Here is a 26,067-nt window from a genome sequence, read left to right on the forward strand (position 1 = left end):
TTTCACGACTTAGATAGTTCTTTTTCATTCTTTCAAGCGAATATAATTTGTAAGGATATCATGATGCAGCCCGGGCCTTGCAACGATGAACGGTTCTTGTCCAAGCAGATGAGGGGCTTGCCCTTTCATATTCGTCGTGACGGCGCCAACCTCCTGTGCAATCACCATCCCCCCTGCAATATCCCAAGGTGATAACCGCATCGATATATATGCATCGATTCGCCCTGCTGCGACATAGGCTAATTCAATTGCTGCTGAACCGTACGACCTCGTTCCTCTACAACGTTGGACAAGCTCAATCATTTTTTCGTTGTCGACAAAACGATTCGGAGCTATCCAACTCGCACTAATGCCAATAACAGCTTGCTCCAGCGGCGTTATTTCTAACTGGGGTAGCCGCTCATCATTTAAATAAGCTCCCTCCCCTTTTGCCGCACTATAAAAGTCTTCTCTCATTACGTCATATATGTAACCTAGCATGCCGACTCCATCTACATATATACCAAGAGAAATTGCAAAATTGCGTTTTTGATGGACAAAATTCATCGTTCCATCAATTGGGTCTAGCATCCAAATCACGCCATCCAACGTCTGAATGTCATCACCAAATCCTTCTTCCCCTAAAATTTTATGCTCTGGAAAGTCTCTCTGAATCCTGCTGATGAAAAACTGTTCAACTTCCCGATCAATATTTGTGACCAAGTCATTCGCATCTGCTTTTGAATCAATATCAATTTGTTTGAAAAAAGAAATACGTATTTTATGACCCGCTTCTTTCATTAATGATTTGGCATACCGATCCATATGTCCCAAGTTCATGGCACCATCTCCCCCCACTATCAATTGCTTTTATATCCAGTATAACACGTCTGTTGATGAACCATTTACTTGCATAACTCACAGGTAAGTAAAGGCTGGAAAACCTCCATTTTCACTGGTGCATTTCCAGTTCGCTTTCGGCTAGCTATTCACGACACATCTGTTTCAGTCATCTTATTGTGAATACTTGCCTGTCGCGTACCTGCAACGTTCAAGTGAAAAATGCAGTTGCTTGGAAAGAAAAGAATAGATGACTTTCTGTAGGGAGTGTAAGTGCCCGAAGATGCAATTTCGGACACTCTTGTACTTTGTATAAGGTGCTCTCACTTTACTTTTAGCAAGATGTGATACTTCCTAAAATAACAGTGAGAAGGGCCATGGTAAAAACTTCAGTCGCCAAAATTGTATCTTTGGCGGCTTTTATCCAAGTAAAAAGCCAGCTATTCTTTCTTCCCTAAAAGCAGTAGCGCTTTGTGTATAAGTGTTTTTGGAGAGCAATGGATGAGCGACCACCATACGATTACCGAAAAAATGTATAGAAGTCGTTCAATCCACAGCGAACCAAAAAGAACTGTACACAGCGCGCATAGTGTTTGATTAGGTTATTTTTTGGTTAATCAACAGGCGTGCCAGTATAACGAAAAAGACATCCCATTACACATTCTTCGTTTCCGAAGGATGTGACGGGACGCCTTTTTGGGTCAGATAATGATGATTACATGAAACCATTTAGAATCTCCAACTCATGATGAATCTCCATGAGCCTATGCTTACTTTTCATTTTCTGTTTAGCATCATTTTCTTCTAAAGCATCAAATAACGTAGCCAATTCATAATCCAATTCAAGGTTAAGTAACTTCACATATTCTTTTTCTACATCTGCTTTTCGAATGACATGGACGACCTGTTTCATAATCAACACCCCTTTTTCTAAATATAGTCCAAATTTTCCGTTAGTTATACTTACAATATGCCACATTTTACTTCCGCTTTAGTTATAAGCCTTGTTATATAATATTGTTCCCCGTTTTCTGTTAAGATAAACGTTATTATGTAACTTGAATCAGTGGGAAGTTAAGCTCCCTGACGATTCAAGTTGCGCCGCCAGCGGATGTCAGGGATTTTGAAAGAAATCAATTGTGCTTACACAATTCAAAATACCGACGCAATTAAGCCGGGGCGTAATTGATTTGGAGGGCATGATATTGGATAAATACTTTTGGGCAAAAGATGATTTTGATGTATTTTCAATCGAAGGGCTAGAAAACAGAATGGAAGCTCTTCAAAATAAAATCCAACCAAAGTTTGCAATACTTGGCAGACATTTCGCAGATCGCCTTTCCGCACACGGTACAGATGAATTTTTCCCGCATGTTGCGAAACACGCAAGAAGAACAGTCAATCCACCAAGAGACAGTTGGGTAGCATTTGCACCTGCAAAACGCGGTTACAAAGCATTACCTCACTTTCAAATCGGCTTGTGGGGCACACATCTTTTTATTATTGTAGCAGTCATTTACGAAAATCCTGACAAAAAAGGGATTGCCGAACGCCTCAGTGAGCAACTAGACAGCCTCACTACATTACCAGCGAGCTATATTGTATCGGGTGATCACATGAAGCCTGACGCCGTTAGCATTGATGCTACAGGTTCAGAAGGCGTTATAGCACTACTAGATCGACTACAGACAGTCAAGAAAGCTGAATTCCTCGTTGGACGTCATTTATCACGCGAAGAAGCGGCAAGTATGTCGACAGATGAGTTTATGGCATTCGCAGAAGAAACTTTCGATTGTCTTCTTCCTGTCTATGACATTATTATTGGTAGAAAATAAGAGGAGTGCAGCTTAGCGCTGCACTCCTCTTATCATTTCTCCATCTGCCGCCTCTTTAGCCGCCTTCACGACACGGTAACTAACATAACCACTCGCTTCTTCAAACTCCTTGTCTAACGTCTTTTCTTCCGCCATAGCAGGGACTACTTTTTTGAATCCACGATAAGCTTCCATCAGCTGTTCTTTCGAAATACCTGATTCATACGCTTTTTCCACTGCCTCATAAAATGCCACAACTGTAATCATTTCCGCAGTTGACCAATCATGCCTAATCGGATAATTGTAATCCATCTCTACTTCCTCCTTTCATTTCCCAAAATTCCAGCGGGACCGAATCGTCTCCGCTTCTTTTACCATCCGTCCAAATAATTCTGCCACAGATGGAACATCGTCAATCAATCCAGTCACCTGCCCTGCCCATCCAAAACCATTCTCGACATCCCCGTCATGTATAAAACGTCGATTCGCTTCCCCGCTAATAAAATCTTTTAACGCTTCATAATTGGCTTGCTGTGCTTCCATCCCCAGTATTTTTTCTGTCCAAGCACCCGTCAACACACGTGCAGGAGCACCAAGCGTCCGCTTAATGACTGTCGTATCCATCTCACCACTTGCTAATAGCGCCTCCTTATAGGCCTGTGACGCGTGTACACACTCTTTCGTCGCGATGAAGCGTGTTCCCATCTCAATCCCCTCCGCACCAAGTGCATGCGCTGCCATCCAGCCACGACCATCTCCAATTCCCCCTGAAGCAATGACCGGTATTGAAACCGAATCGACCACTTGCGGCACAAGTACCATCGTACCAATATCATCACGCCCTAGATGCCCGCCACCTTCCTGTCCAACGACCATAACAGCGTCTGCACCTAATTCTTCTGCCTTCTGCGCTTGACGCTTTGCAGCGACAAGTACAAGTGTCTTTACGTCTGTATTGGCAAGTTGATCAAAAAATGGCGCCGGATTACCGCCTGTCACAGACATTACTTTGACACCCTCTTCAAGCGCAGCCTCCACCATATGAGCATACGGACGACCATGCTGCCCGATCGCAAAGTTCACACCAAACGGCTTATTTGTCATTGCCTGCACCTTGCGAATTTCAGTCCGCAATGCATCCGGTGACTCTAAACTCATCGCCGTAATCTGACCCAGTCCACCCGCCTCTGACACCGCAGTTGCTAGTTCCGCATATGCCAGGTAAGCCAATCCCCCTTGAATGATAGGGTACTGAACACCAAGTAGCTCCGTCACTCTCGTTCGCCATTCCATCTATCCAAACACCTCCGCCTTTACTCTTCGACACCTTTAATCGTTGCTGGGTCAATCAAATCATAGCCCTTTGCCCGCAGTCCTTCAACAATATCCTTCAATGCAGCCGCAGTCCACTCGCGGTCATGCATGAGGAGATTCGCGCCATCCCGAAGCAACTCTGTATTGACCATTATATCCGCCAGGGCAGCGGCATCCATATACTGCTTCTCCCAGTCATACCCGTACGTCCAGTTCATCAGCAGCATGCCATCTTCTTCGACAAACGCTCTACTAAAATCACTATTAACGCCATATGGCGCACGGAAAAACTTCGGCCGTTCTCCCGTTACCTGTTCAACGGTATCACTGACCATTTGGATTTCCTCTTGTTGCTCCTGCTCTGAAATTTGTTTAAGATTGGCATGTGTTTTCGTATGATTGCCAATTGGAAAGCCTAAATCATAAATTTCTTTTAATCCAGCTTGTTCTTCTTCCGTATCAATGAAATGCCCGTTAACAAAGAAAATAGCGGGTGCATCGAGTTCCTTCAATGTCTTCGCCATCTCCAGTGCGTATTTATCAGGCGCGTCATCAATCGTTAACAGCACAGCTTTGGAATTAGCATCACCTATGGGCTCGAACGCCCAGACAGCATTTAACTTATAGAGCGGTTCGATCATTTTTTCAACAGGCTGTTCTTCAGCTTGTTGTTGGACGATTTCTTCCTCCGCTGATTCTGTCACTACAGGACTCCCCGACAATGTATCATCATCGTCATTGCCTGGTGCTGGTAGCTCCACCTGTTCCTTCGAGCACGCCGTCACTAATAAAGTCAGTGTAACTAGTATGTACAAAAATTGTTTTTTCACAATATCCTCCATCCCTTCATTCTCGTAATAATAGCACGATATTGGCGTTCACAGCCCATATATTGGCGCTTGTGTATACTTTATTATCGCTTAAGCGCAAGTTATTGGCGTTCACGGACAACTTATTGGCGAATAGTGACTTAACGACCATAACAAAAACCGCCTACAGGGCAATTTTTCTGCCCCATAGACGGTTCGATAGAAGCCCTTCTTCTTTACGCGATACACGCTTAGGTAGAAGACATCCTTCTTAGCCAAATACACTCAACACGTCATCAATTTTTTTGAAATGGGAAAGCACGCCATAATTCATCCAAGTAAAAAAGTCCACTTCATAGACATGATTATTTTTAACAGCACGTAACGTTTGCCAAACTGGATCATCAAACACTATCATTTTCTCTCCCTCAATGCAGTCGCGTGTAATAAATAAATGATCCGCATCTAATTGATGCAAATCTTCTAATGAGAGTTCTACCTTTCTGACCTTCGGAATCAAATGTTTCACCATCGCAGGAAACTTCAGCCCAAGATCCTTATACAAAATAGGCCCCGTAAAGCCATAATCAGATCCGGCATATAACTCAATCTCCTTTGTTGATATACGTAAAAAAGCAACTGTTTGATTTTTCATAGTATGTCGCAGCACCTGCTTTGCCTGTCGGGCTTTCCGCTCGTATTCTGAAATAATCGCTTCAGCTTTATCTATGTACCCGAATAAGTCTGCAACTGTTCGCAACATCTCACGCCATTGTTCTCCTGGTAGAGAAAGTTTGTATGTTGGAGCAACCTGTTGAAACCAATCTATCGGTATCCATCTGTCAATTCCATATTCTATAACAATGAAATCCGGCTTATGTTTAGATAAAGCAAGATTATCTTTAGACATAACATCTACTATCGGTATTTGTAGTAAGTTAAGATAATTTTGTTTCCCCCAACCTTCATGAAAAATTTGCGCAACAGGTGTGATCCCTAGTGCTAATAAAAAATCTTCCAAAAAAGGTGCAAACACTCGAATATTTTGTTGATGGTTACGGCGATATTGCCCAGGAGTAACCCCAACTATTTGCTTAAATCGTCTATTAAAATAATATTCATTACTAAAACCGATGTGATCAGCAATAACTTGAAGACTATCATCGGTCATTAATAATAATTGCTTCGCTTTCTTTATACGAATCGTATTCAAATATCGACTTGGTACTTCTCCAGTCTTTTCTTTGAAAAATTTCGTATATTGCCATCTACTAACATTCATCATTGTAGCTAAGGACTCAATGGTTAAAGGGTGCTGATAATTTTGATTTAAATAATCTATTGATTCATCTACCGTCTGGGAAATATTCTGTTCAAATGTGGATAACTCGTTTTGTCTACAAATGAACAACAATAACTCTTGAATTTTTATATAATTTTGAAAGCGGTCTAATTCACCTTTTGCCTCACGATGTTTATAAATGAATTCTAATAAATCTAGACAAATCGCGAAAGGTGCACAATTGATCTCCCCTTTGCAACGGAGTAAAGGATCAACTAAATTACTCCCTTGATCGAATCTTGTTACTTTAAGATTTACTTGATAAAAGGTAAGTTCTTTCCCCGCCTTTACTGTATATGTCTCACCGGAACCGATGATAAAACCCCTACCTATTTGTAATGTGGTAACATCATTATTCAAAATAAGCGTTCCCGTTCCCCCGGTAATAATAAAAATGATATAATCAGTATCACTCGTAAGATTGTATTGATCTGTTAACTCGGGAATGTATTGAATTTTTGATAAGTTATAAATAAATGAGTGACCTTCTGCCTGCTCTAAGGTTTGTTCCACCATCTCACTCCTATTGAGAATCATTAGTAATATTTTAAAACAAAAAAGCAAGCTAATCAACGAAACAGAATAGCTTGCTTGTTATACTTATTTTACAAACATTTTTAACAAATCATCAATTTTCATCATATTCGCCGTAATTGCACCGGACTGCCAATATGTTCTGTCTACGATATGCACGTTCCCTTTTTGCACGGCAGGGACTAGCTGCCATATTGAGCTTTCAAGGGAATCTATGGCTTCTTTGTTGTCCTCAGATTCCCAATTACCATCGGATGGGAAAATAATAATATGGTCTGCGTCAAGTTCCGGTAATATCTCTTCTGATAAAACCTCTTGGAATTCCTTCATATCCCTAGCTAAAGGATGCGGGGTTAACCCAATTTCATGATAAATAGTTCCAATGAATCGATTATTAATTCCGAGTAATGATAGTACATTCTCACCAATATTAAGTCGAACAACAGCAACTGTTTCATTTCCTATCGAATCATTAAGTTTTTCTTTCGCATCATTTATTTTATTCTCATAGTCCTTTACCACTTCATCAGCTTTTTCCGAAACACCTAAAAGATCAGCAATAGTTTTCGTAATTTCGATGGGATTCACGAGAATTTCTTCTGGTAAACGGTATGTTGGTGCGACTTTGGAATATTGCTCATATTTTTCCGCATCGGCTCCACCATCTACAATGATGAGATCAGGATTTTTGTCGATTAATGCTTCCATGCTACCTGTAAGATCGAACTCAGGTGCATCTAAATTAAGATAATCTTGCTTACCCCACCATGGATGATACCATTGAACAATTGGATCAACGTCTAATGCTTTAAGGTAATCTTCTAAATATATCGCTGCCACTCTTTTCGGATTTATTGGAATCTCTACTTCACCAAATTCATCTGTGACAATTCTAGTTTCGCCGGATTCCACATTATCCGATTCATTTATTAATTTTTCTTCACTCTGTTTACTATCTTTTCCTGTATTCTTACCACTCTCTGTATTACAGCCTACTAAACCTCCTACTACGATGATCATCGTCATTATCAAAATAGAAAGCTTCTTATTCAATCGATTCGCCATACGTCTCACTCCTATGTATATTGTATAAGTTAGGCAACTCTTTTGATAATGATAATCATTATCAAATATCCTAAACCTATGATAACTTATCAAGCCCATTAAGCTCAATGTACTTTTTAAGTTATTCCTTATACTTTTGTGGATTTCAATCGTGGCATTTTAACTAATTTTCTAAATTACTTGAAAGAACTGCTACCTTTACCTGATGTAAGCTGATAATTGAACCCACATGCCGTCAACGGATCTACCTTGCAAAAACGACATCAATCTATCCAACTCTCACAAAAAACCGCCTACAGGGCAATTTTTCTGCCCCATAGACGGTTCTAAAGTTAACTTATTTTACAAGCATATGAACTGGTCGACCCAATGCGACTTCCGCCGCTTCCATTGAGATTTCTCCCAATGTTGGATGCGCGTGAATTGTCATCGCAACATCTTCAAGCGTCATGCCCGCTTCAATTGCAAGGCCAAGCTCAGAAATCATATCTGATGCATTTTCCCCAACAATTTGTGCACCTAATAGAAGACCGTCTTCTTTACGTGATACAAGCTTAACGAATCCTTCCGTTGCATCAAGTGCCATTGCACGACCGTTTACTGCAAACGGGAATTTCCCTGCTACTACGTCATATCCTTCGTCTTTTGCCTGCTGCTCATTCAAGCCAACAGTCGCCAATTCAGGATCTGTGAAACAAACAGCTGGAATTGCCAAATAATCTACTTGTGATTTTTCACCAGAGATTGCCTCAGCAGCCACTTTTGCCTCGTAAGAAGCTTTATGCGCCAACTGTGGTCCCGGTACGATATCACCGATTGCATAGATGTTTGGAATATTTGTACGGCATTGTTTGTCCACTTCGATAATACCACGGTCATGGAATTTAATACCCATTTCCTCAAGACCGATTTCATCTGTATTCGGACGACGACCTACTGTTACTAGTACATAGTCAGCTTCGACTTTCTTCTCTTCTCCGCCAACTTCGTACGTTACCGTAACACCAGTGTCTGTTTCTTCAACGCCTTTTGCTGAAGCTTTAACAACGATGTCTACACCTTTGTTTTTCAAGCCTTTTTTAACAACTTGTGTCATTTGTTTCTCAAAGCCAGCAAGAATATCATTACCGCCCTCGATAATTGTTACTTCAGAACCAAGGTTAGCATATGAAGATCCAAGCTCAGTTCCGATATAACCACCGCCGATAACGACAAGTTTTCCTGGTACTTCTTGCAAGTTCAAAGCGCCTGTAGAGTTGATAACGCGTTTTGTATATTTAAATGATGGGATTTCAACTGGACGTGCGCCCGTTGCGATAATCGCATTTTTAAATTTATATGTTTGCGCTGCGTCTTCAGTAATAACACGAACTGTATTACTATCTACAAAATATGCTTCACCATGAACTGTATCGACTTTGTTGCCTTTTAGAAGTCCTTCGACTCCGCCAGTCAATTTTTTAACGACACTATCCTTGAAAGCTTGAGCTTTTGTGAAGTCGAGTTTCACATCAGATACCGTGATGCCCATTGAATCTGAACCTTTCGCACTTACGAAACGATGTCCAACAGAAATCAATGCTTTAGAAGGGATACACCCAACATTCAAGCACACGCCACCAATCGTTTCTTTTTCAACGATTGTAACTTTTTGACCTAATTGCGCTGCGCGAATTGCAGCGACATAACCTCCAGGGCCTGATCCTACAACAAGTGTGTCAACTTCGATTGGAAAATCTCCTACTACCATTAGTTCACGCCTCCATTAATAATAATTCTGGATTGCCGAGCAATTTCTTCAGATGATTCAACGCTTGTTGACCTGTCGCACCATCAATCACTCGGTGATCAAACACCATTGATAATGCTAACATAGGTGCCGCTACAATTTCACCATTTTTCACAATTGGTTTTTCTGCAATGCGACCGATTCCCAAAATGGCAACCTCAGGATGGTTGATAATTGGTGTGAACCACTGACCTCCTGCAGAACCAATATTCGTGATTGAGCATGATGCACCTTTCATTTCTGCCGCTGACAATTTACCGTCACGCGCTTTCACTGCAAGGCTATTAATTTCATCGGAAATCGCAAAGATTGATTTCCGGTCTGCATGTTTAACAACTGGAACAAGAAGCCCGCGTTCTGTGTCTGCTGCAATCCCGATATTGTAATAATGTTTTTGAATAATTTCCTGCGTCTCATCATCAAGTGATGTATTCAACGCTGGGAATTCACGCAATGTAGAAACAAGCGCCTTCACAACATATGGTAAATACGTCAGCTTGATATCTCTTTCAGCTGCAATGTCCTTGAACTTTTTACGGTGCGCAACAAGTTCTGTGACATCCACTTCGTCAATTAACGTGACATGTGGTGCAGTATGTTTGGAATTAACCATCGCTTTAGCAATTGCTTTTCTCATCCCTGACATCTTCTCACGTGTTTCTGGGAATTCACCTTCAAGATTAACTGGAGCTGGAGCTGCTGCTTGTGTTGCGTTGTCTGTCTGTTCAACTTCTCCCGCAACAGCAGCAGGTGCTGCCACTTGGGCTTGCCCACCGTCTAAGAATGCTAAAATATCAGCCTTCACAACACGGTTGTTTTTACCAGTTCCAGCAACCAGACTGATATCAACATTTTTCTCGCGTGCAAACTTACGCACAGATGGCATTGCAACGACACGACGATTTGGGTCAGCATTAACCACAGCTTGCTCTTGTGTATTTACCGCAGGAGCCGCTGCCTCCTCTTGTACAGCTGGTGCTGGTTGAGCTGCAGCAACTGGCGCTGCTTCAGGTTCAGCCTGTGACTCGCCCCCAACATTTTCATAACCTGGTGCATCAAAAGTAATCAGTAAATCTCCTACAACTGAAACTGTACCTTCTGTAACATATATTTCTGTAACAGTACCTGTCACCGGTGAAGGTATTTCTACGACTGATTTATCGTTCTGGATTTCAAGAAGTGTATCGTCTTCATTGATTTTATCGCCTTTCGCAACAAACCACTTCACAATTTCTCCTTCATGGATTCCTTCTCCGATATCTGGTAAACGGAATTCAAATGCCACGTGATTCACCCTTTCTTAATAAACTTACAAATATTTTAATCAATTACGCCAAAAGGAAGAATTGAACTTCATTCTTCCTTAGTTAGAATGTCAGTACTTTTTTAGCTGTCTCAATGATATCTTTTACTCCTGGAAGCCATGCGTTCTCACCTTGTGCAAATGGATAGATTGTATCCGGTGCTGTGACACGCAATACTGGTGCCTCAAGACTAAGAATTGCACGTTCAGTAATTTCAGCCACGACGTTAGCCGCAATTCCAGCTTGTTTTTGTGCTTCTTGGACAACGATTGCACGGTTTGTTTTTTCGACAGATGCAATGATTGTTTCAATATCAAGCGGTTGGATAGTACGCAAGTCGATTACTTCAAGTGAAATTCCTTCTTTTTCAAGCTCTTCAGCCGCTTTCAAGCTTTCGTGAACCATTGCACCGTATGTGACAATCGTCAAATCTGTTCCTTCACGCTTCACATCTGCTTTGCCTAATGGAATTGTATACTCTTCTTCAGGAACTTCCTGTCTGAATGAACGGTAAAGTTTCATATGCTCAAGGAAGACAACCGGATTTTCATCGCGGATTGCAGAGATAAGAAGTCCTTTTGCATCGTATGGAGTAGATGGAATAACTACTTTAATACCAGGTTGAGAAGCGACAAGTCCTTCAAGACTGTCCGCGTGCATCTCAGGTGTTGCAACGCCTCCACCAAATGGTGAGCGAATTGTAACAGGCGCATTGAAGCGTCCTGCACTACGGAATTGCATACGTGCCAATTGACCGCTCACAGAGTCAATCACTTCGTAGATAAAACCAAAGAATTGAATTTCCATGACTGGACGGAAACCTGTAAACGCAAGCCCGATTGCTAGTCCACCAATTCCAGATTCTGCAAGTGGTGTATCGAATACCCGGTCTACACCGAATTCTTTTTGTAATCCTTCTGTTGCACGGAATACTCCACCATTATTTCCAACGTCTTCACCGAAGACGAGAACGTTTTCATCATTTTTCAGCTCCACGCGCATCGCGTCAGTTATCGCTTGAATCATCGTCATTTGTGCCATCGGTTACTTCGACTCCTTTTCCGTGTAGATTGCAAGCTGCTCTTGTAAGTTAAATGGTAGCTCACCTTTGTACATGATATTAATGAAATCACTTACTTTTTGCTTAGGTGCTGCATCTGCTTCTTTGATAGCTTCTTTAATTTCTTCTTTCGCACGTTCAATCACTTCGTTTTCTTTCTCTTCGCTCCAAATACCTTTAGCTTCAAGATATACGCGGAAGCGGATAAGTGGATCACGTTTCTCCCACTCATTGTCCGTATCAGATGTACGGTAACGTGTTGGATCATCGCCCGCCATCGTATGTGGCCCGTAACGGTAACACATTGTTTCAATAAGCGTTGGCCCCTCACCGTTTATTGCGCGCTCACGTGCATCGCGTGTAACCGCATACACCGCTAATGGGTCCATCCCGTCAACAAGAATGCTTGGAATACCTGCCGCAATCCCTTTTTGAGCTAGTGTTTTCGCTGCTGTTTGCAATTCACGTGGTGTCGAAATCGCAAATTGGTTATTTTGAATAATGAAGATTGCAGGTGAACGATACGCCCCGGCAAAGTTGATACCTTCATAGAAATCACCTTGTGATGTTCCACCATCGCCTGTATACGTCATCGCAACTGCTTTTGTACCACGTTTTTGGAAGCCAAGTGCAATTCCCGCTGCTTGAATATACTGTGCACCAATAATAATTTGTGGTGGGAATACATTAACACCTTCAGGAATAGCGCCACCTTGGTAATGTCCACGTGACCAAAGGAACGCTTTAGCTAGTGGTAGACCATGGAATAACATTTGAGGTACATCACGGTATCCTGGAAGGATGAAGTCCTCTGTTTCAAGCGCAAAATGAGAAGCAAGTTGAGAAGCTTCCTGTCCTGCTGTCGGTGCGTAGAAACCTAAACGACCTTGACGATTCAATGAAATTGAACGTTGGTCCAAAATTCGTGTATATACCATGCGCGTCATTAGTTCAACAAGTTCATCGTCAGATAAATTCGGATTTGCGTCCTCATTGACGATTTTGCCTTCTTCATTCAAAATCTGGAACATTTCAAACTGATTTTCAATCGCGTGAAGTGTCTCCACTGGATCGAACTGCTTGTCTTTTTTTGCAGCCATTTCGGCAACTCTCCTTTATAACTGTATTATGAATCAACGGTATATTGATTGGTACAACCTCTTCCCTACTTAGTATACTGAATCAAAACGCAATGGTCAAACATAGGAATCGCATGTCTCATAGTCTATCTTCAATATCGAATTTTATAGTAAGCGCTTACCTGTGTTAGTACAATATTTCATCTGTATTATAATAGTTTAATAATTACTTTACACTTTCAAAAGAACAAAAACACAGTGCGCCTGTCACAACTGGCCCCAGGGACTAGGCATGAAATTTCTATAGCGTAACTTATCCGCAAAAAGAAAAAGGGCGGGAAAACAAGCTTCCTTGCCCTTCTACTTCAGTTATTCCCCTTGTTGCAGGTTCGCAAACACTTCATCCTTCAAACGATTTACTTGTTCCGTTAGGTCGTTGAATTGAGTGACAGTCGATTGAACAGTTTCGTTTTGGGCATTCACTTCAACGACCTGCTTCGTCAACTCCGTCAATTGGGTTCCTTCAGCACGCAGCATTTCATATAATTGCTGCTGTAACGACGCAAGTTCTCTATAAGAAGTGATAAATTCCGCATGTGACTCGTAACGCTCGTTAATCGTCATTTGCAGTTTTTCGATATCACTCTTTGCTTGTTCATCTGCTTTTTCAAGTATCGTCTCCAAATCTTTTGCGGAAGCCTGCGCCTTGCCTATGGAAGCTTCTTCTTGCTCCAACTTCTCTAAACGTTTACGCAGTGACCCTTCAAGATCAGCAACCTGAAGAGTTAGTTCCTCTTGCTGCTGTTGTGTCAATTTCATCGTTTCATTGAATAGTTGTTGTTCAGATTGTTCAAGACTTGTCAGTTCAGCTTGTGCATCTCGATAATCTTGTTCCGCATCGTTCAGCGCCGCCATCGTGCCTGCCAATTGCTGTTCAACAGATGGACCAACCGTGCAGCCAGCAAGTACAATCGCTAACAGAAAAACCATAATTATTTTTTTCAATTTAACCCCTCCGATTCCCCTAGACTATAACTTTTTTCATTTCTATATTCAAGAGCGTGTTGAAATCCTTTCCCCTAATTTCCTATTCGATTATACTAGTAGTATAAGTATAACCGAAAGGAAGTTTGTACGATGATTTTAATGGAACATATCGTTCGTGAAGGACACCCTGCTCTTCGCAAACGTGCAGAAGAAGTGCCATTCCCACTATCAAAGGCTGATCGCAAGCTCAGTGAGGACTTACTTAACTATGTCATAAATAGCCAGAACGATGATATATGTGAACAATATGGCCTGCGCCCCGGAATCGGTTTAGCAGCGCCACAAGTCAATTATTCAAAAAGAATATTTGCACTATATATTACAGAGGAAGACCGTGAACCACTCAGTATCATTGCGATTAACCCCAAAATCGTCAGCCATTCTGTCGAAAAGACTTACCTGACTGCGGGAGAAGGTTGCCTATCCGTGGATCGTGAAGTTGAAGGCTATGTACCTCGTTACGCTCGAATTACCATTAAAGCGTTCGACCTTGAAGGGAAAGAATACAAAAAACGTTTGAAGGGTCTCGCAGCCATCGCTTTCCAACATGAGCTTGATCACTTGAATGGTGTCATGTTCTACGATCATATCGATAAAAATTCGCCTTTCAAAGAAATTCCTAACGCCATTCCTTTTGAGCGTGATTAATAAGAAGCTGTATTTTCACACGTCTGTTGATTGACCATTTAATTGTATAAATCACGGATAAGTAAAAGCTTGAAAACCTCCATTTTCACTGGTGCATTTCCGGTTCGCTTTCGGCTAACTATTCACGACATGATTACTGTAGAAGTAGGTGTGTCATCTTATTGTGAATACTTGCCTGTCGCGTACCTACAGCGTTCAAGTGAAAAATGCAGTTGTTTGGAAAGAAAAGAATAGATGACTTTCTATAGCGAGTGTAAGTGCCCGAAGATGCAATTTCGGGCACTCTTGCACGTCGTATAAGGTGCTCCCACTTTACTTTTAGCAAGTCTTATAAGAATGTGCCACTTCCTAAAATAACAGTGGGAAGGACCATGGTAAAAGCTTCAGCTGCCAAAATTGTATCTTTGGCGGCTTTTATCCAAGTAAAAAGCCAGCTATTCTTTCTTCCCTAAAAGCATTAGTATAGACGTCGTTCAATCTAAAGCGAACCAAAGCTACTATACACAGAATGCCTAGTGTTTGATTAAGTTACTTTTTGTTAAATCAACAAGCATGATGTTCTATACCTCGCAATCTGTTCCCTACCCCCTATAAATTACACTTCCCAAGTTTATTCCACACACCTAATTTTGAACATTCTCCGACAACGCGCTACAATAGAGGAAAGAAATTTCCTGGATAGGGTGACAGCAATGAGGATTAATAAATATTTAAGCGAAGCGGGAATCGTTTCCCGTCGCGGTGCAGATAAATGGATTGAAGATGGACGTATTACCATCAACGGGCAACTGGCGGAACTAGGCAGCAAAGTACAAGAAGGTGACGACGTTCGTGCCGATGGGAAACCCGTTAAAACGGAAGAACAGCTCGTCTACATCGCACTCAACAAACCCGTCGGCATCACCAGCACGACAGAACGCCATATCGAAGGGAATGTCGTCGATTTCATCAACCATCCCCTCCGCATTTTCCATATCGGGCGGCTCGACAAGGACTCAGATGGACTACTTCTTCTAACAAATGACGGCGATATCGTCAATGAAATACTGCGTGAGGAACACGGCCACGAAAAAGAATACATCGTCACCGTCGACCATCCCATCACGAAAACTTTCATCGACAAAATGGAATCGGGCGTCAACATACTTGGCACCACAACAAAACCCTGCAAAGTAAGACAACTTGGACCATGCAAATTCAATATTACTTTAACGCAGGGACTCAACCGCCAAATTCGCCGTATGTGTTCTGCGCTCGGTTACAATGTCCAAAACTTACGACGTACACGTATCCTTAACATCCACTTGGATAATTTACAAAATGGACAATGGCGTGATTTGACACAAGAAGAGCTAGCAGAAATGTTTAGCATGATGAATTACAAACCAAAACGATAAAAAATAGGGCTGTCCAAAAAGTTAGTGAAAACTTTTTGGACAGCCCTAGCTTTATATTCCGCTGAAAACTTATCAATCAATTGCCGGATATTATCAATCAATTCAAAGCTAATATCGATCATTTGCAAGAGATTATCAATCATTTCAGCAAAGTTATCGATCAATTGGGCAGAGTTATCGTCATTCTAGGATCTTTGGCTCACCATTTGAACACATCCGCTTTTTTGCTAGCTTCCTTCTTCAACGGTGATTCACTTAATAATTCGCAAGCATAATAACAATCTCATCCACCACTTCACTCACCGTACCACTCAAATAATTATTAACCATAATCGAAAAAATAAGCGTCTCCCCACTCTTCGTTTCGACATACCCTGACAAAGCAGTAACACCATTTAGTAAACCTGTTTTCGCTCGAACATTGCCCGCTACCTCGGTTCCTCTCATCCGATTCCGCAAGGTGCCTCCGACAAATCGCTCTTCATTCCCCGCCACTGGTAGTGAATTCAAGAATACCGGATACCATGATTTCGATTGAGCAGCATACAATAAACGAGTCACTTCATTAGCTGTGACAAGGTTTTTATGCGACATGCCTGATCCATCTCGCAGTAACAGCGTCGTCATATCCATTCCCATATCAGCCAATGTCGTTTCCATGACCGCTAGTCCCTTATTCCAACTACCTTGGCCACCAACCACTTGCCCCATCTCTTTGACAAGTACCTCGGCATGTCCATTATTGCTCAGCTTCATGAACGGAATATACAACTCACTCAGCGGCATCGATTGTTTCACTGTCAATAAAGTTGCCCCTTTAGGAACGATTCCAATTTCAACTTTTGAAGTTGTAGAAAATGTAATGCCTTGTTCTTCGATTGTCTGCTTGAATAGGCTGACCGTATAATTCGTCGGTTCCCAAACAGAAGCCCAAGAACGTGTTTTTTTCGCCCCGACTGGAATCGTACCTGAAACGACAAGTGTATTCGTGCCATGCCGGCGTTCCACTGTCATGCTTTTCTTTCCACCCTTCGCTACTGTCTTCGTGTGATTAACGACTGTCATATAGCGATTGGCAGGGACCATACTAACCTTTCCAGCTTGCCCAGCTTTTTTCGCAGGCGTCGCTTCGACAATAACTGTTCCCGCGTCATAATCATTGTTTGGTGACAATGTCAGTGCCGACACTTGTGCGCCCGTATGGACTAGTTCATCAGACCAGTTCAAATCTTGGGAAAGCCTAACATTGTCATACCAAGTATCATCTCCGTATACATTTCCCTTGATTACCTGAATACCTTGCGTTTTTAATTCGGATACAAATGCCCGTAAATCAGGCTTCGTTAGCGTGGGGTCCCCTTGTCCTCGTAAGTAGAGATTGCCATGCAGTTCTCCATCTCGAATTTCCCCGTCCGTGTACAATTCTGTTTTGAACGAATAGTCTTGTCCAAGAGTTTCAAGTGCCGCCGCACCCGTCAACAATTTCATAACAGACGCTGGATGAACTCGCGTGTCCCCAAGCTGCTCATAAATAATTTCTCCACTCGTTGCATTGCGGATACTGATTGTGGTCGTTGCACCTTGTAGTCTTGAATCATTTAACATGTCTTGAAGTTCGCTAAATTGATTAGAGTCGTGAATTTTACTGACAGTCCGCATTATCTCGTTCGATGCAGTAGCTGGTTTCTCCGTTCTTCGTTGACCAAACGGCAATAACATAAACACTAGGATAAAGAGAAGTGCAAGGAATACGACGCGATTCTTTTTCAGTACATTCACCTCATTCCCTTATTTACAATACCGAACAAGCCAGCCATCCGGGCTGCCAGAAACGCCTGTCCCACGCCAACCTTCAGTCAGTAGCTTTTGTTGTGATTTAGTATCTTGCATCGGAATATACTGTTCCGTTTCATATTCTCTCGTGTCTTCATGAAGATGTTTCACGAAAACATAACGCAGCAAGCCGCCATACTTCTTCTTCAGTGCAGCAATTTCCATTTGCTGTGCAAACTTGTCCCTCAGGCCTGCAATATTATACGGAGCAACTGTTGCACAAACATACTTAAATTCCTCTCGCCGCAATTGTTCCATTAATATGTCCCCCATCAGCTTTTGCAGACGATACCCACGATAGCGTGGTAACACATTCGATATTTCCTGATAAACAACAGAAGATAATTCAGTCGAGTCGAGCTCAATATCATGACCTAGATGCTCCTCATCGATTGCCGGCACAAGTAACGCACGAAACGCAACTAAGCGTCCATCTGCAAAGACCCCTACCATCTTACCGCCGCCTGACAACATATATGCATACTCTTCTTCCGACAAGGACGACAATGATTTCGGGTCATCCAGTACATACAACACTTCCTGCTGCACATGTAAAATAGCTGTAACATCCTCCGGGTGCAATCTCCGAATATAAAAAGAATCCCTCTCTCTCAACATACCGCTATATAGAATATCCATTTTTCGCGCCTCCACTTGTGAGTTTCTGTTGCTTAGTCTACCCGCAACAACGCAATTTACAAACACAAATTTCGCCTGGGAAGAAATTGAACTTCATTCCTCCCAGAAAAAAAGAGTTGGGACGATAATTATATCGTCTCAACTCTTTTGATTTCAAAGCTTTTATACTTTAAAGAACTCAATCTGCTCCTGCAAATCAACAGCCAGATGCGCCAGTGACTCTGCAGAAGCTGCAATTTCCTCCATAGAGGCAAGTTGCTCTTCAGTAGAAGCCGCAACATTTTGTGTACCAGACGCAGCTTCCTCTGCAATTTCAGCCAATACATGCTCTGATTGCAATACTTGATCGACTCCTACCGATATTTGTTGAGCAGCGGCAGAAACGCTCTGTAACTGATTAGCTACCTCGTCAACAGACGTACGGATTTGTGCAAATGATTCGCCCGCCTTGTTCACAACCTCTATACCATCCGTTACTTCATTCGTCGTTTGTTGCATCGAACGAACAGCGATTTGCGTTTCTTCTTGGATCAATGCAATCATTTGGGCAATCGTTTGGGCCGAGCCTGCCGATTGTTCAGCCAATTTACGCACCTCATCCGCTACAACCGCAAACCCTTTACCATGCTCTCCTGCCCTTGCAGACTCAATCGCTGCATTCAACGCCAACAGATTTGTCTGTGTCGCGATATTAGTAATCTCCTCAATAATATTACCAATATCTCGGGAGCGTTCACCCAATCCCTCTACCACACCCGACAGCTGAGAAACAGTCTGATTGATAGAACCCATTTGTGTAATCGTTGATTGAATCGCTTCATTACCTTCTAACGCTTTCTGTGACGTTTCAATCGCATTCGCGGTAATTTCCTGCGTATTCGATGCGATTAAATGAATACTGCCAGCCATCTCCTCAACAATCCTCTGGCTCTCCTGTGTACCCTCAACCTGGCGCTCCGCACCATGTGCGACATCCTGAATTGTCTGAGCCACCTCTTCACTCGCCTTCGTAGATTCTTCGGCACTCGCTGTCAATTCTTCAGAGGAAGCTGCTACCTGTTCAGACGTATGATTAACCTGCTTCATCAAGTCGCGTAACCTAGCAACCATGCTATTAAAGGATGTCGTTAACACACCAATCTCATCTTTTGAACGATACTTGCCTTCTACGGTTAAATCACCATGTTCGGCCTCAACCATTAGTATCTCAATCTCTTTTAGCGGGTTAGTAATCATACGTGCAATCGCAATGCCTAGTGAAATCTTTAACAGAAGCGCTACAAGAATAACGATTATCACAATCGTATTGGCCGTTTTAACACTAGCCGTAATACTTGTATCCAACTCATCTGCATAGTCTTCTAAATAAACACCAATTTCTTCAAGTAATGCATTCGTGCTTTCCAATGTACCTTTAAGCTCTCGTTGATATCCCGAGTAAGCTGCATCATCATCCCCTGCAAAAGATAATTCCGCGACCTTCTGTAGCTCTGCTAGATAAAGTTCGTAGCTGTCCCTAAATTGCGTCATCTTTTCTAATGTAGTAGCAGATAACAAGCTACCTTCCAAACTAACTTCCAACTCTTTATTCTTATCAATTCGTTCACCAATAAGATCCGCTAATACCTGCTTCTCCTTCCTGTCCTTCGCTAGTAGGATCTCTAGCGTATAACCATCGACAGCCCGATTGTTTGTACGCATTTCGGATTGCCATTTAATAGGAAGCAGTGCATCCTGATACATTTGTTCAGAGTTTTGCTTCATTTGTTGCATGAAGTAAAACCCTGTTCCCCCAATTATGAAGAAAATAACAACTGATAGAGATATTAAAATAAATAGTTTTCTACCTATTCTAGCGTTTCGTAACCCCATTTCTTCTCCCCCTCCTATTTCAATTCATATACACACTATCTACCCATTCTCAAACTTTTTCACACACAATATTTTTCATCAAAAAAGCCAGAACGATCATCATCGTCCTAGCTCTTGTTATACTTATACTAGCTCTGCCACACGTTCACACATCGTGCCATGCCGTGCTAAATTCGTATGCCACGAAAATGCCTTTTCCAATACATGAGGCGTCTGCCCACCTCTTTCAAGTGCTTCTCTATAGTACATGCGCAGTTGCTCACGGTACATCGGGTGCGCGCAATTCTCGATGATAAGTCCCACACGCTCGCGTGGAGCAAGACCACGTAAGTCTGCATAGCCCTGTTCCGTCACAATGACATCGACATCGTGCTCTGTATGATCCACATGCGAAGCAAACGGGACGATACTTGAAATGTCGCCACCTTTCGCTACTGATTTCGTCACAAAAATCGCTAGACGTGCATTGCGAGCGAAATCACCCGAACCACCAATCCCGTTCATCATTTTCGTCCCTGACACATGCGTTGAATTGACGTTGCCGTAGATGTCTAACTCAAGTGCCGTGTTGATGGAGATTAAGCCGAGACGGCGAATAATTTCTGGGTGATTCGAAATTTCCTGTGGACGCATCACAAGTTTGTCACGATATTGCTCAAAATTACTAAATACCTGATCCATCTTGTCCTCAGAAAGTGTGATAGATGAACAAGATGCAAAACGAACCTTGCCAGCGTCAATCAAATCAAATATCGCATCCTGTAATACCTCTGAATACACTTCTAAATCCTTGAATTCTGAGTCAATCATGCCGTGAAGAACTGCATTCGCAACCGAACCAATGCCTGATTGCAAAGGGGCAAGTCGCTCTGTCAGCCTACCTGCTTGCACTTCTGTACGTAAAAACGTCAATAAATGCTGCGCCATAATTTCTGTTTCATGATCTGGCTTTTCAATCGTCGACGGCGAATCGAGCTGATGCGTGAAGACAATCCCTTTGACCTTGGCCATATCGATTGGAATACCAGTCGTCCCAATACGATCATCCGCTTTCATTAGTGGAATCGGCATACGCTCACCCTGTTTTCCGGGATCATACAAATCGTGTAACCCTTCCAGCTTTGTTGACTGCGCAGTGTTAATCTCAATAATAATGGACTTGGCATGTGTGGCAAACGTTAGTGAGTTCCCAACAGACGTCGTTGGAATCATCATTCCATCCTCCGTTATTGAAATCGCTTCCAAAATTGCGAAATCAATCGATTCAATCACTTCTGCACGAATTAATTCGGCCGTCTGTGATAAATGGTGGTCAACAAATAGATGCTCACCCTCATTAATTTTACTGCGCATCGTGCGATCTGCTTGGAACGGCAATCGCTTGTTAACAATACCTGCTTCTGCGAATAATTGATCGATATCGGAGCCTAAAGACGCTCCAGTAAACACATTTACTTTGAATTGCTCTGTTTTAGCACGCTTTACCAATGCCAACGGAACTGCTTTAACATCCCCCGCACGCGTAAATCCGCTTAACCCTAGTGTCATGCCGTCTTCAATCCAAGAAGCTGCTTCTTCCGCCGAGACAACCGCGTCTCGCAATTGGCTATTTTTAATACGATCCATATGATTTCCCATCTACATCCGCCCCTTTTCATAACTTTTAGATAATAATATATCAAGCGCTTACATGAAAGAGGATTTCGGGTTTGGATACAGAATAACTGCGTGAAGCGTATATTCCATTGCTTGAAGCAGCATTTTTTCATCAAATACTAAGGCTCTTTAAAAACCTAGCAGCTTACGGAAATAACTCGAATACGATTGACTGACAGGAATCCGCGTTCCATCGTCCATTGACAACATAAATGTCGAGTGCGTATCGGGGTAAATCTCTTGAATATGGTGGACATTGACGATGAATGAACGATGACAGCGCACAAACGATTCCCGCGGCAATAAAAACTCAAAGTTCTGCAATGAGTTTTTGTGGGAACCGGAAAAGCCATTTGCAACGACATACGTCTTCCGATCCTTTACTTCGATATATTTCACATCGCCAAAAGGAACAGGAATCCAACCATCATGTGTTTTCACTGTCACAACAGATTTTCCATCCGTATAAGCCGGGTAAATGGCCGTCACACAGCCTACCAGTTTGCCTTCCTGGTGAAACGGTACAGCCATACCATGATAAGGAACACCAAACACATCACGGTTGATGAACTCCGACACTTTCTGATCTTGCTGAAGCGCCTTGTATGCAATCGTCCCTTCCTTCACAGAATCACCTGGTCGGATTTTCAAATCAACCCGCTTGCTCGAACGATAATACAGATACTCCTCTGTATTAGAAACGGCGATTGAGATTTCATCCGAAAATAATTCTCCTACAACATCTAAAAGTGAACTAAGACTCAAAATTTCCATTCGGTTATTAACTCCTTTATGACGGACAATATCGAAATAGCTTGTCTACTCTTCAATCCTTCTACTATAATACTATATAATAACATCCGAAAAATTTCGATAACTCAAAGGGAGGAAGTCACATGCTAGTTAGGGATTTATATTTACCAAAACAAGATGTAATCATTGCACATACTGAGCAAACTGTTATGGACGTGTTAAACAAAATCAAAGAAAGTGGCTACCGATGCATTCCTGTTGTGGACAGTAATGAGAATTATAAAGGAATGATTTACAAAGTACATTTGATTGAATTTATTTATGAGGACGACGGAGATAAAAACACATCTGTCGAGCAATTGTTGAAGCACCAGGATGCCTTTATATCTGAGCGATCTTCTTTCTTGAATGCTTTAATTGACATTAAATCTTTACCTTTTTTAAGCGTTGTTGAAAACGGTAAGCTGATTGGCATCTTAACGCATAATAAGGTGGAAAGCGTGTTGGAGGATGCATTTGGTTTAACAACAGGTGGTATTAATATCACGATTTCATCAACCGAAGCAAAAGGCATGATTGAAAAACTAACGAAAACACTACGCGGCGAAAATATTGAAGGTATGTTTACGCTGGATAATGGTTCGGTCTTGGCACGAAGAGTTGTGATCACGCTGGAGGGTGATAAGTCGGATGACGATATTGACAACTTGAGTCACAAGCTGGAGAAGAATGGTTTTAGAATTTTGCATATTGACCGTATTGAACAAAAGTGAATGAAAAAGAAAAGGCTAGATCACAGCGAACAATTTCGCTTGAACTAGCCTTTTTATAGTTACACAATACTTTTACTTCCGCTCCTTTTCAAACGAAGTGATCAACAAACCTTCCATTACTTTCATTTCCCCCGTTTTTACGAATCCACTTTTTTCATAGAAATAGATAGCTGGTGTATTTTTAGAACCTGTTGATACAATCAGGGTTTCATCACCTTCTCCACAACCTTCAATGAACTCCAGCAACCTCCCGGCAATTCCTTTTCTAAAGTGTTTGGGATGCACCATTAATCGATGAATATCAATGATCCCCACTTCTATTTTTATAGAAATGACTCCGCCCAACTCTCCATCGACATAACAGCCATAGAACATTTCTCCACATCGTTGCAACATGCTAACCGTATCCTTTAACGGTGGGATATCATAGAAATCAATCAACTCTGCCTCTACCTGATACGAAGGGAGTTGAACGCTTAGTACCTCTTCAGCAAATTGGGAATTTGTAATGTCTATTTTCTTTATCAATGTGATTCTCCTTTCATTTAATTTTAAGGCTCAAACTATTATGACGTATCTTTTTCGAGTTCCAAGTATATACTATAGCAAGGTGTTTCCTTTGTTTCGTTTATTTCTTTATTTACTAAACGATGTGAGTTATAATGGAGGTGAAAGAGGTGGATAATATGCCAACAATTCTTGATGACTATAAACCACAAATAACGGAAGAACAAGCGATGCTGAGCCAAAAATCAATAAACTTTGTCAAAGTCCTGATGCTTCAAGAAGAGCTTGAAAGAGAGCGAGAAAGACTTTATCAAGAACTTAGCGAAATAGAGAAGAAAGAAGCTTTTGAAGTTTTGAGTAAGCAATTCAATATTCCGGATTTTATTACTGTTCGTGATGTCTCTGAAATTCTAGGAATTACACCACAGATGGTCCGAAGACACTGTTCTGACGGGAAACTTAAATCCCACCAAACGCTAGAAGGTAGTGGCAAATGGCGAATTGACACTGAGCAATTTATGGATAAACCAAATTGGGATAAGTTCATTGAAAAACGAGCAAAACTAAAAAACAATCCATAAACATCGCAGAAACAGTTCTCGAATACCTAGACGATGTAGAGTAGATTGTCAGGGAGTCGATGAGGAAGTTGAAATCATATACACTAGATACAAATATATTTAGATACGCAGTGAACCCAACCGGTAGTGACAATTTACGAAGAGCAGCCAAACTTTTTTGGAAAAACGCTTTACTTGAATTCAAAAATGGGAAGGCTATTCTTCTAGTACCAAGAGAGGTTATTCGTGAACTAGAAGTTCAATCATTTAACTTACCCGAGAAAGAAAACCGTAAAATTGCAGGTCTATTAGAACTTTGTCAAGAAGTCTCACCGAGTCGTTTATCCCCAGAAATTGAACATAAGAACAGACAAGTAACTTCTTACGTTCGTTCTAAATTTTAAAGAGGATATTGGTAGAGACAAAATGGAATACGGTGGTGTGTCCGACGCACGAATACTCTATACCGCTTACATTGAAGATGCTATTTTAGTCACAGCAAACATTAAAGACTTCTTTGAATTAGACCAAGAATTATGAAGAAACGCCCGTAGTACCTATCCCCGAGCGTTTCTTTTTGTATTTATGCCTAGACAATCGCAGTTTCAGACTATAACTCCGCATAGCATTTAGAACACCTTTTATTCCCAAATTAAATAACTCATCCTACATTCAAACTAACTTCTCCAATTCTTCCACCATTCCTTGTATCACTTTCTTAAAGTTTCGCTTTCCTTCTTCACAGTCAGTCACCTGGGGCTCCTGGTACTCGGTATTATGACATTTCTCACAGACCTCTCCTTCATTTGGCTAATCGCCGCAAGTATCATTATTATCACTTCGAGAATACTTAATGGTTTGGCTCTTTACGGAAAAAATAATTGGTCCCATTATATTGTGACAAGTGGAATTTTGCTTACCATTATCATATTACATATGGGGAACTATTAAACACCTTTATGTTCTCCTTATGCGAACTTCACCTTCTCGATTATTTGCATCATCCCATGTCACCTGAATTTCAAAAGTACCCTCTTCAAAGAATAAAGGAAACCTTCTTCGAATCGACTGTTGCATCGGCAAATTGAGACAGTCTTCAATAGGTGCCCAAACCAGTTTGCCTTCAGGTGGATTGTCTAGCAATTCACCTGTAAAATCTTTTGTCAGATAGTTAAAGATCATATACCTGTCATTAGCAACCGGATTCACATATTCATAAAGACCTTTGTACACTAGATTCTCAACTTCTAACCCTGTTTCCTCTCTGACTTCCCGGATTGCTCCTTCGACGATACTTTCCGGAAAATCCACCTGTCCACCCGGCGGGATAAAACCTTTGAAATGATCATGTTGTCTATCTAACAGTAAGACTTTATCGCCATCTTGAATCATGCAAACCGTCCATATTTTATAATTAACCACATCATACATCCTCCCTATTCAACACATACCA

At 41.7% G+C, this 26,067-nt stretch carries 25 protein-coding genes; 6 read left to right on the plus strand and 19 right to left on the minus strand.

The annotated features are described in order from the left end of the window. Positions 1 to 24 precede the first annotated feature (24 nt). Both N1I80_RS16960 and N1I80_RS16965 read right to left on the minus strand, forming a co-directional pair. A complete protein-coding gene (locus N1I80_RS16960; protein ID WP_340739019.1) occupies positions 25 to 819 on the minus strand; it encodes an inositol monophosphatase family protein in 795 nt (264 codons plus the stop codon). 715 nt (positions 820 to 1,534) lie between these two features. Then, positions 1,535 to 1,732 carry a hypothetical protein gene (locus N1I80_RS16965; protein ID WP_340739020.1) on the minus strand — a complete coding sequence of 66 codons (198 nt, stop codon included), beginning with the start codon at positions 1,730 to 1,732 and terminating at the stop codon, positions 1,535 to 1,537. 292 nt (positions 1,733 to 2,024) lie between these two features. On the opposite strand from N1I80_RS16965, the gene N1I80_RS16970 reads away from it, so the two are divergent. After that, positions 2,025 to 2,654, plus strand: coding sequence for a YktB family protein (locus tag N1I80_RS16970; protein ID WP_340739021.1), 630 nt, complete (start codon positions 2,025 to 2,027; stop codon positions 2,652 to 2,654). A gap of 12 nt (positions 2,655 to 2,666) precedes the next feature. Here N1I80_RS16970 and N1I80_RS16975 read toward each other — a convergent pair whose 3' ends face one another. The 10 genes from N1I80_RS16975 to N1I80_RS17020 all read right to left on the minus strand — a co-directional run bounded on the left by N1I80_RS16975 (position 2,667) and on the right by N1I80_RS17020 (position 13,934). Further along, the gene (locus N1I80_RS16975) at positions 2,667 to 2,945 is read right to left on the minus strand and encodes a UPF0223 family protein (RefSeq protein WP_340739022.1); all 279 of its coding nucleotides are present in this window, start codon (positions 2,943 to 2,945) and stop codon (positions 2,667 to 2,669) included. Between the two features lie 15 nt (positions 2,946 to 2,960). After that, a complete protein-coding gene (locus tag N1I80_RS16980) occupies positions 2,961 to 3,926 on the minus strand; it encodes an NAD(P)H-dependent flavin oxidoreductase (protein WP_340739023.1) in 966 nt (321 codons plus the stop codon). A 20-nt stretch (positions 3,927 to 3,946) separates the two neighbouring features. Next, the gene (locus N1I80_RS16985) at positions 3,947 to 4,777 is read right to left on the minus strand and encodes a polysaccharide deacetylase family protein (RefSeq protein ID WP_340739024.1); all 831 of its coding nucleotides are present in this window, start codon (positions 4,775 to 4,777) and stop codon (positions 3,947 to 3,949) included. A 250-nt stretch (positions 4,778 to 5,027) separates the two neighbouring features. Continuing rightward, positions 5,028 to 6,611 carry an AraC family transcriptional regulator gene (locus tag N1I80_RS16990; protein WP_340739025.1) on the minus strand — a complete coding sequence of 528 codons (1,584 nt, stop codon included), beginning with the start codon at positions 6,609 to 6,611 and terminating at the stop codon, positions 5,028 to 5,030. Positions 6,612 to 6,698: 87 nt separating this feature from the next. Beyond that, positions 6,699 to 7,697: an ABC transporter substrate-binding protein gene (locus N1I80_RS16995; protein WP_340739026.1), complete on the minus strand. Its 999-nt coding sequence runs from the start codon at positions 7,695 to 7,697 to the stop codon at positions 6,699 to 6,701. A gap of 337 nt (positions 7,698 to 8,034) precedes the next feature. After that, positions 8,035 to 9,447 carry a dihydrolipoyl dehydrogenase gene (gene lpdA, locus N1I80_RS17000; RefSeq protein ID WP_340739027.1) on the minus strand — a complete coding sequence of 471 codons (1,413 nt, stop codon included), beginning with the start codon at positions 9,445 to 9,447 and terminating at the stop codon, positions 8,035 to 8,037. Between the two features lie 4 nt (positions 9,448 to 9,451). Continuing rightward, a complete protein-coding gene (locus N1I80_RS17005; protein ID WP_340739028.1) occupies positions 9,452 to 10,771 on the minus strand; it encodes a dihydrolipoamide acetyltransferase family protein in 1,320 nt (439 codons plus the stop codon). An 82-nt stretch (positions 10,772 to 10,853) separates the two neighbouring features. Then, positions 10,854 to 11,831, minus strand: a complete 978-nt coding sequence (locus N1I80_RS17010; protein ID WP_340739029.1) for an alpha-ketoacid dehydrogenase subunit beta — start codon at positions 11,829 to 11,831, stop codon at positions 10,854 to 10,856. Positions 11,832 to 11,834: 3 nt separating this feature from the next. Beyond that, positions 11,835 to 12,950, minus strand: a complete 1,116-nt coding sequence (gene pdhA / locus N1I80_RS17015; protein ID WP_340739030.1) for a pyruvate dehydrogenase (acetyl-transferring) E1 component subunit alpha — start codon at positions 12,948 to 12,950, stop codon at positions 11,835 to 11,837. A gap of 348 nt (positions 12,951 to 13,298) precedes the next feature. Beyond that, entirely contained in the window at positions 13,299 to 13,934 is a 636-nt protein-coding gene (locus N1I80_RS17020; protein ID WP_340739031.1) for a YkyA family protein, read from the minus strand. 132 nt (positions 13,935 to 14,066) lie between these two features. On the opposite strand from N1I80_RS17020, the gene def reads away from it, so the two are divergent. Both def and rluF read left to right on the plus strand, forming a co-directional pair. Further along, a complete protein-coding gene (def, locus tag N1I80_RS17025; protein ID WP_340739032.1) occupies positions 14,067 to 14,624 on the plus strand; it encodes a peptide deformylase in 558 nt (185 codons plus the stop codon). A gap of 692 nt (positions 14,625 to 15,316) precedes the next feature. Continuing rightward, the gene (gene rluF, locus N1I80_RS17030) at positions 15,317 to 16,021 is read left to right on the plus strand and encodes a 23S rRNA pseudouridine(2604) synthase RluF (protein ID WP_340740077.1); all 705 of its coding nucleotides are present in this window, start codon (positions 15,317 to 15,319) and stop codon (positions 16,019 to 16,021) included. 255 nt (positions 16,022 to 16,276) lie between these two features. Here the strand turns inward: rluF and dacB are convergent, their stop codons facing one another. The 5 genes from dacB to N1I80_RS17055 all read right to left on the minus strand — a co-directional run bounded on the left by dacB (position 16,277) and on the right by N1I80_RS17055 (position 22,795). After that, positions 16,277 to 17,800, minus strand: coding sequence for a D-alanyl-D-alanine carboxypeptidase/D-alanyl-D-alanine endopeptidase (dacB, locus tag N1I80_RS17035; protein WP_340739033.1), 1,524 nt, complete (start codon positions 17,798 to 17,800; stop codon positions 16,277 to 16,279). Positions 17,801 to 17,809: 9 nt separating this feature from the next. Then, complete coding sequence (locus tag N1I80_RS17040) at positions 17,810 to 18,493, minus strand: GNAT family N-acetyltransferase (protein WP_340739034.1); 684 nt, start codon at positions 18,491 to 18,493, stop codon at positions 17,810 to 17,812. A gap of 162 nt (positions 18,494 to 18,655) precedes the next feature. After that, positions 18,656 to 20,365, minus strand: coding sequence for a methyl-accepting chemotaxis protein (locus N1I80_RS17045; protein WP_340739035.1), 1,710 nt, complete (start codon positions 20,363 to 20,365; stop codon positions 18,656 to 18,658). Positions 20,366 to 20,488: 123 nt separating this feature from the next. Further along, the gene (locus tag N1I80_RS17050) at positions 20,489 to 22,003 is read right to left on the minus strand and encodes an acetyl-CoA hydrolase/transferase family protein (RefSeq protein ID WP_340739036.1); all 1,515 of its coding nucleotides are present in this window, start codon (positions 22,001 to 22,003) and stop codon (positions 20,489 to 20,491) included. A gap of 147 nt (positions 22,004 to 22,150) precedes the next feature. After that, positions 22,151 to 22,795 carry a LytTR family DNA-binding domain-containing protein gene (locus N1I80_RS17055; protein ID WP_340739037.1) on the minus strand — a complete coding sequence of 215 codons (645 nt, stop codon included), beginning with the start codon at positions 22,793 to 22,795 and terminating at the stop codon, positions 22,151 to 22,153. A 122-nt stretch (positions 22,796 to 22,917) separates the two neighbouring features. Here N1I80_RS17055 and N1I80_RS17060 point away from each other — a divergent pair, with 122 nt between their 5' ends. After that, a complete protein-coding gene (locus N1I80_RS17060; protein WP_340739038.1) occupies positions 22,918 to 23,547 on the plus strand; it encodes a CBS domain-containing protein in 630 nt (209 codons plus the stop codon). Positions 23,548 to 23,619: 72 nt separating this feature from the next. Here the strand turns inward: N1I80_RS17060 and N1I80_RS17065 are convergent, their stop codons facing one another. Beyond that, on the minus strand, positions 23,620 to 24,075 hold the full coding sequence (locus N1I80_RS17065) for a GNAT family N-acetyltransferase (RefSeq protein ID WP_340739039.1): 456 nt from the start codon (positions 24,073 to 24,075) through the stop codon (positions 23,620 to 23,622). 158 nt (positions 24,076 to 24,233) lie between these two features. Between N1I80_RS17065 and N1I80_RS17070 the strand changes: the two genes are divergently transcribed. Beyond that, entirely contained in the window at positions 24,234 to 24,635 is a 402-nt protein-coding gene (locus N1I80_RS17070) for a helix-turn-helix domain-containing protein (RefSeq protein WP_340740078.1), read from the plus strand. A 68-nt stretch (positions 24,636 to 24,703) separates the two neighbouring features. Then, on the plus strand, positions 24,704 to 25,018 hold the full coding sequence (locus N1I80_RS17075; RefSeq protein WP_340739040.1) for a hypothetical protein: 315 nt from the start codon (positions 24,704 to 24,706) through the stop codon (positions 25,016 to 25,018). Between the two features lie 553 nt (positions 25,019 to 25,571). On the opposite strand, the gene N1I80_RS17080 is transcribed toward N1I80_RS17075, so the two are convergent. Then, positions 25,572 to 26,045 carry an 8-oxo-dGTP diphosphatase gene (locus N1I80_RS17080; protein WP_340739041.1) on the minus strand — a complete coding sequence of 158 codons (474 nt, stop codon included), beginning with the start codon at positions 26,043 to 26,045 and terminating at the stop codon, positions 25,572 to 25,574. Positions 26,046 to 26,067: the final 22 nt, after the last annotated feature.

It is taken from the genome of Sporosarcina sp. FSL K6-3457 (assembly GCF_038007285.1).
Taxonomy (GTDB): domain Bacteria; phylum Bacillota; class Bacilli; order Bacillales_A; family Planococcaceae; genus Sporosarcina.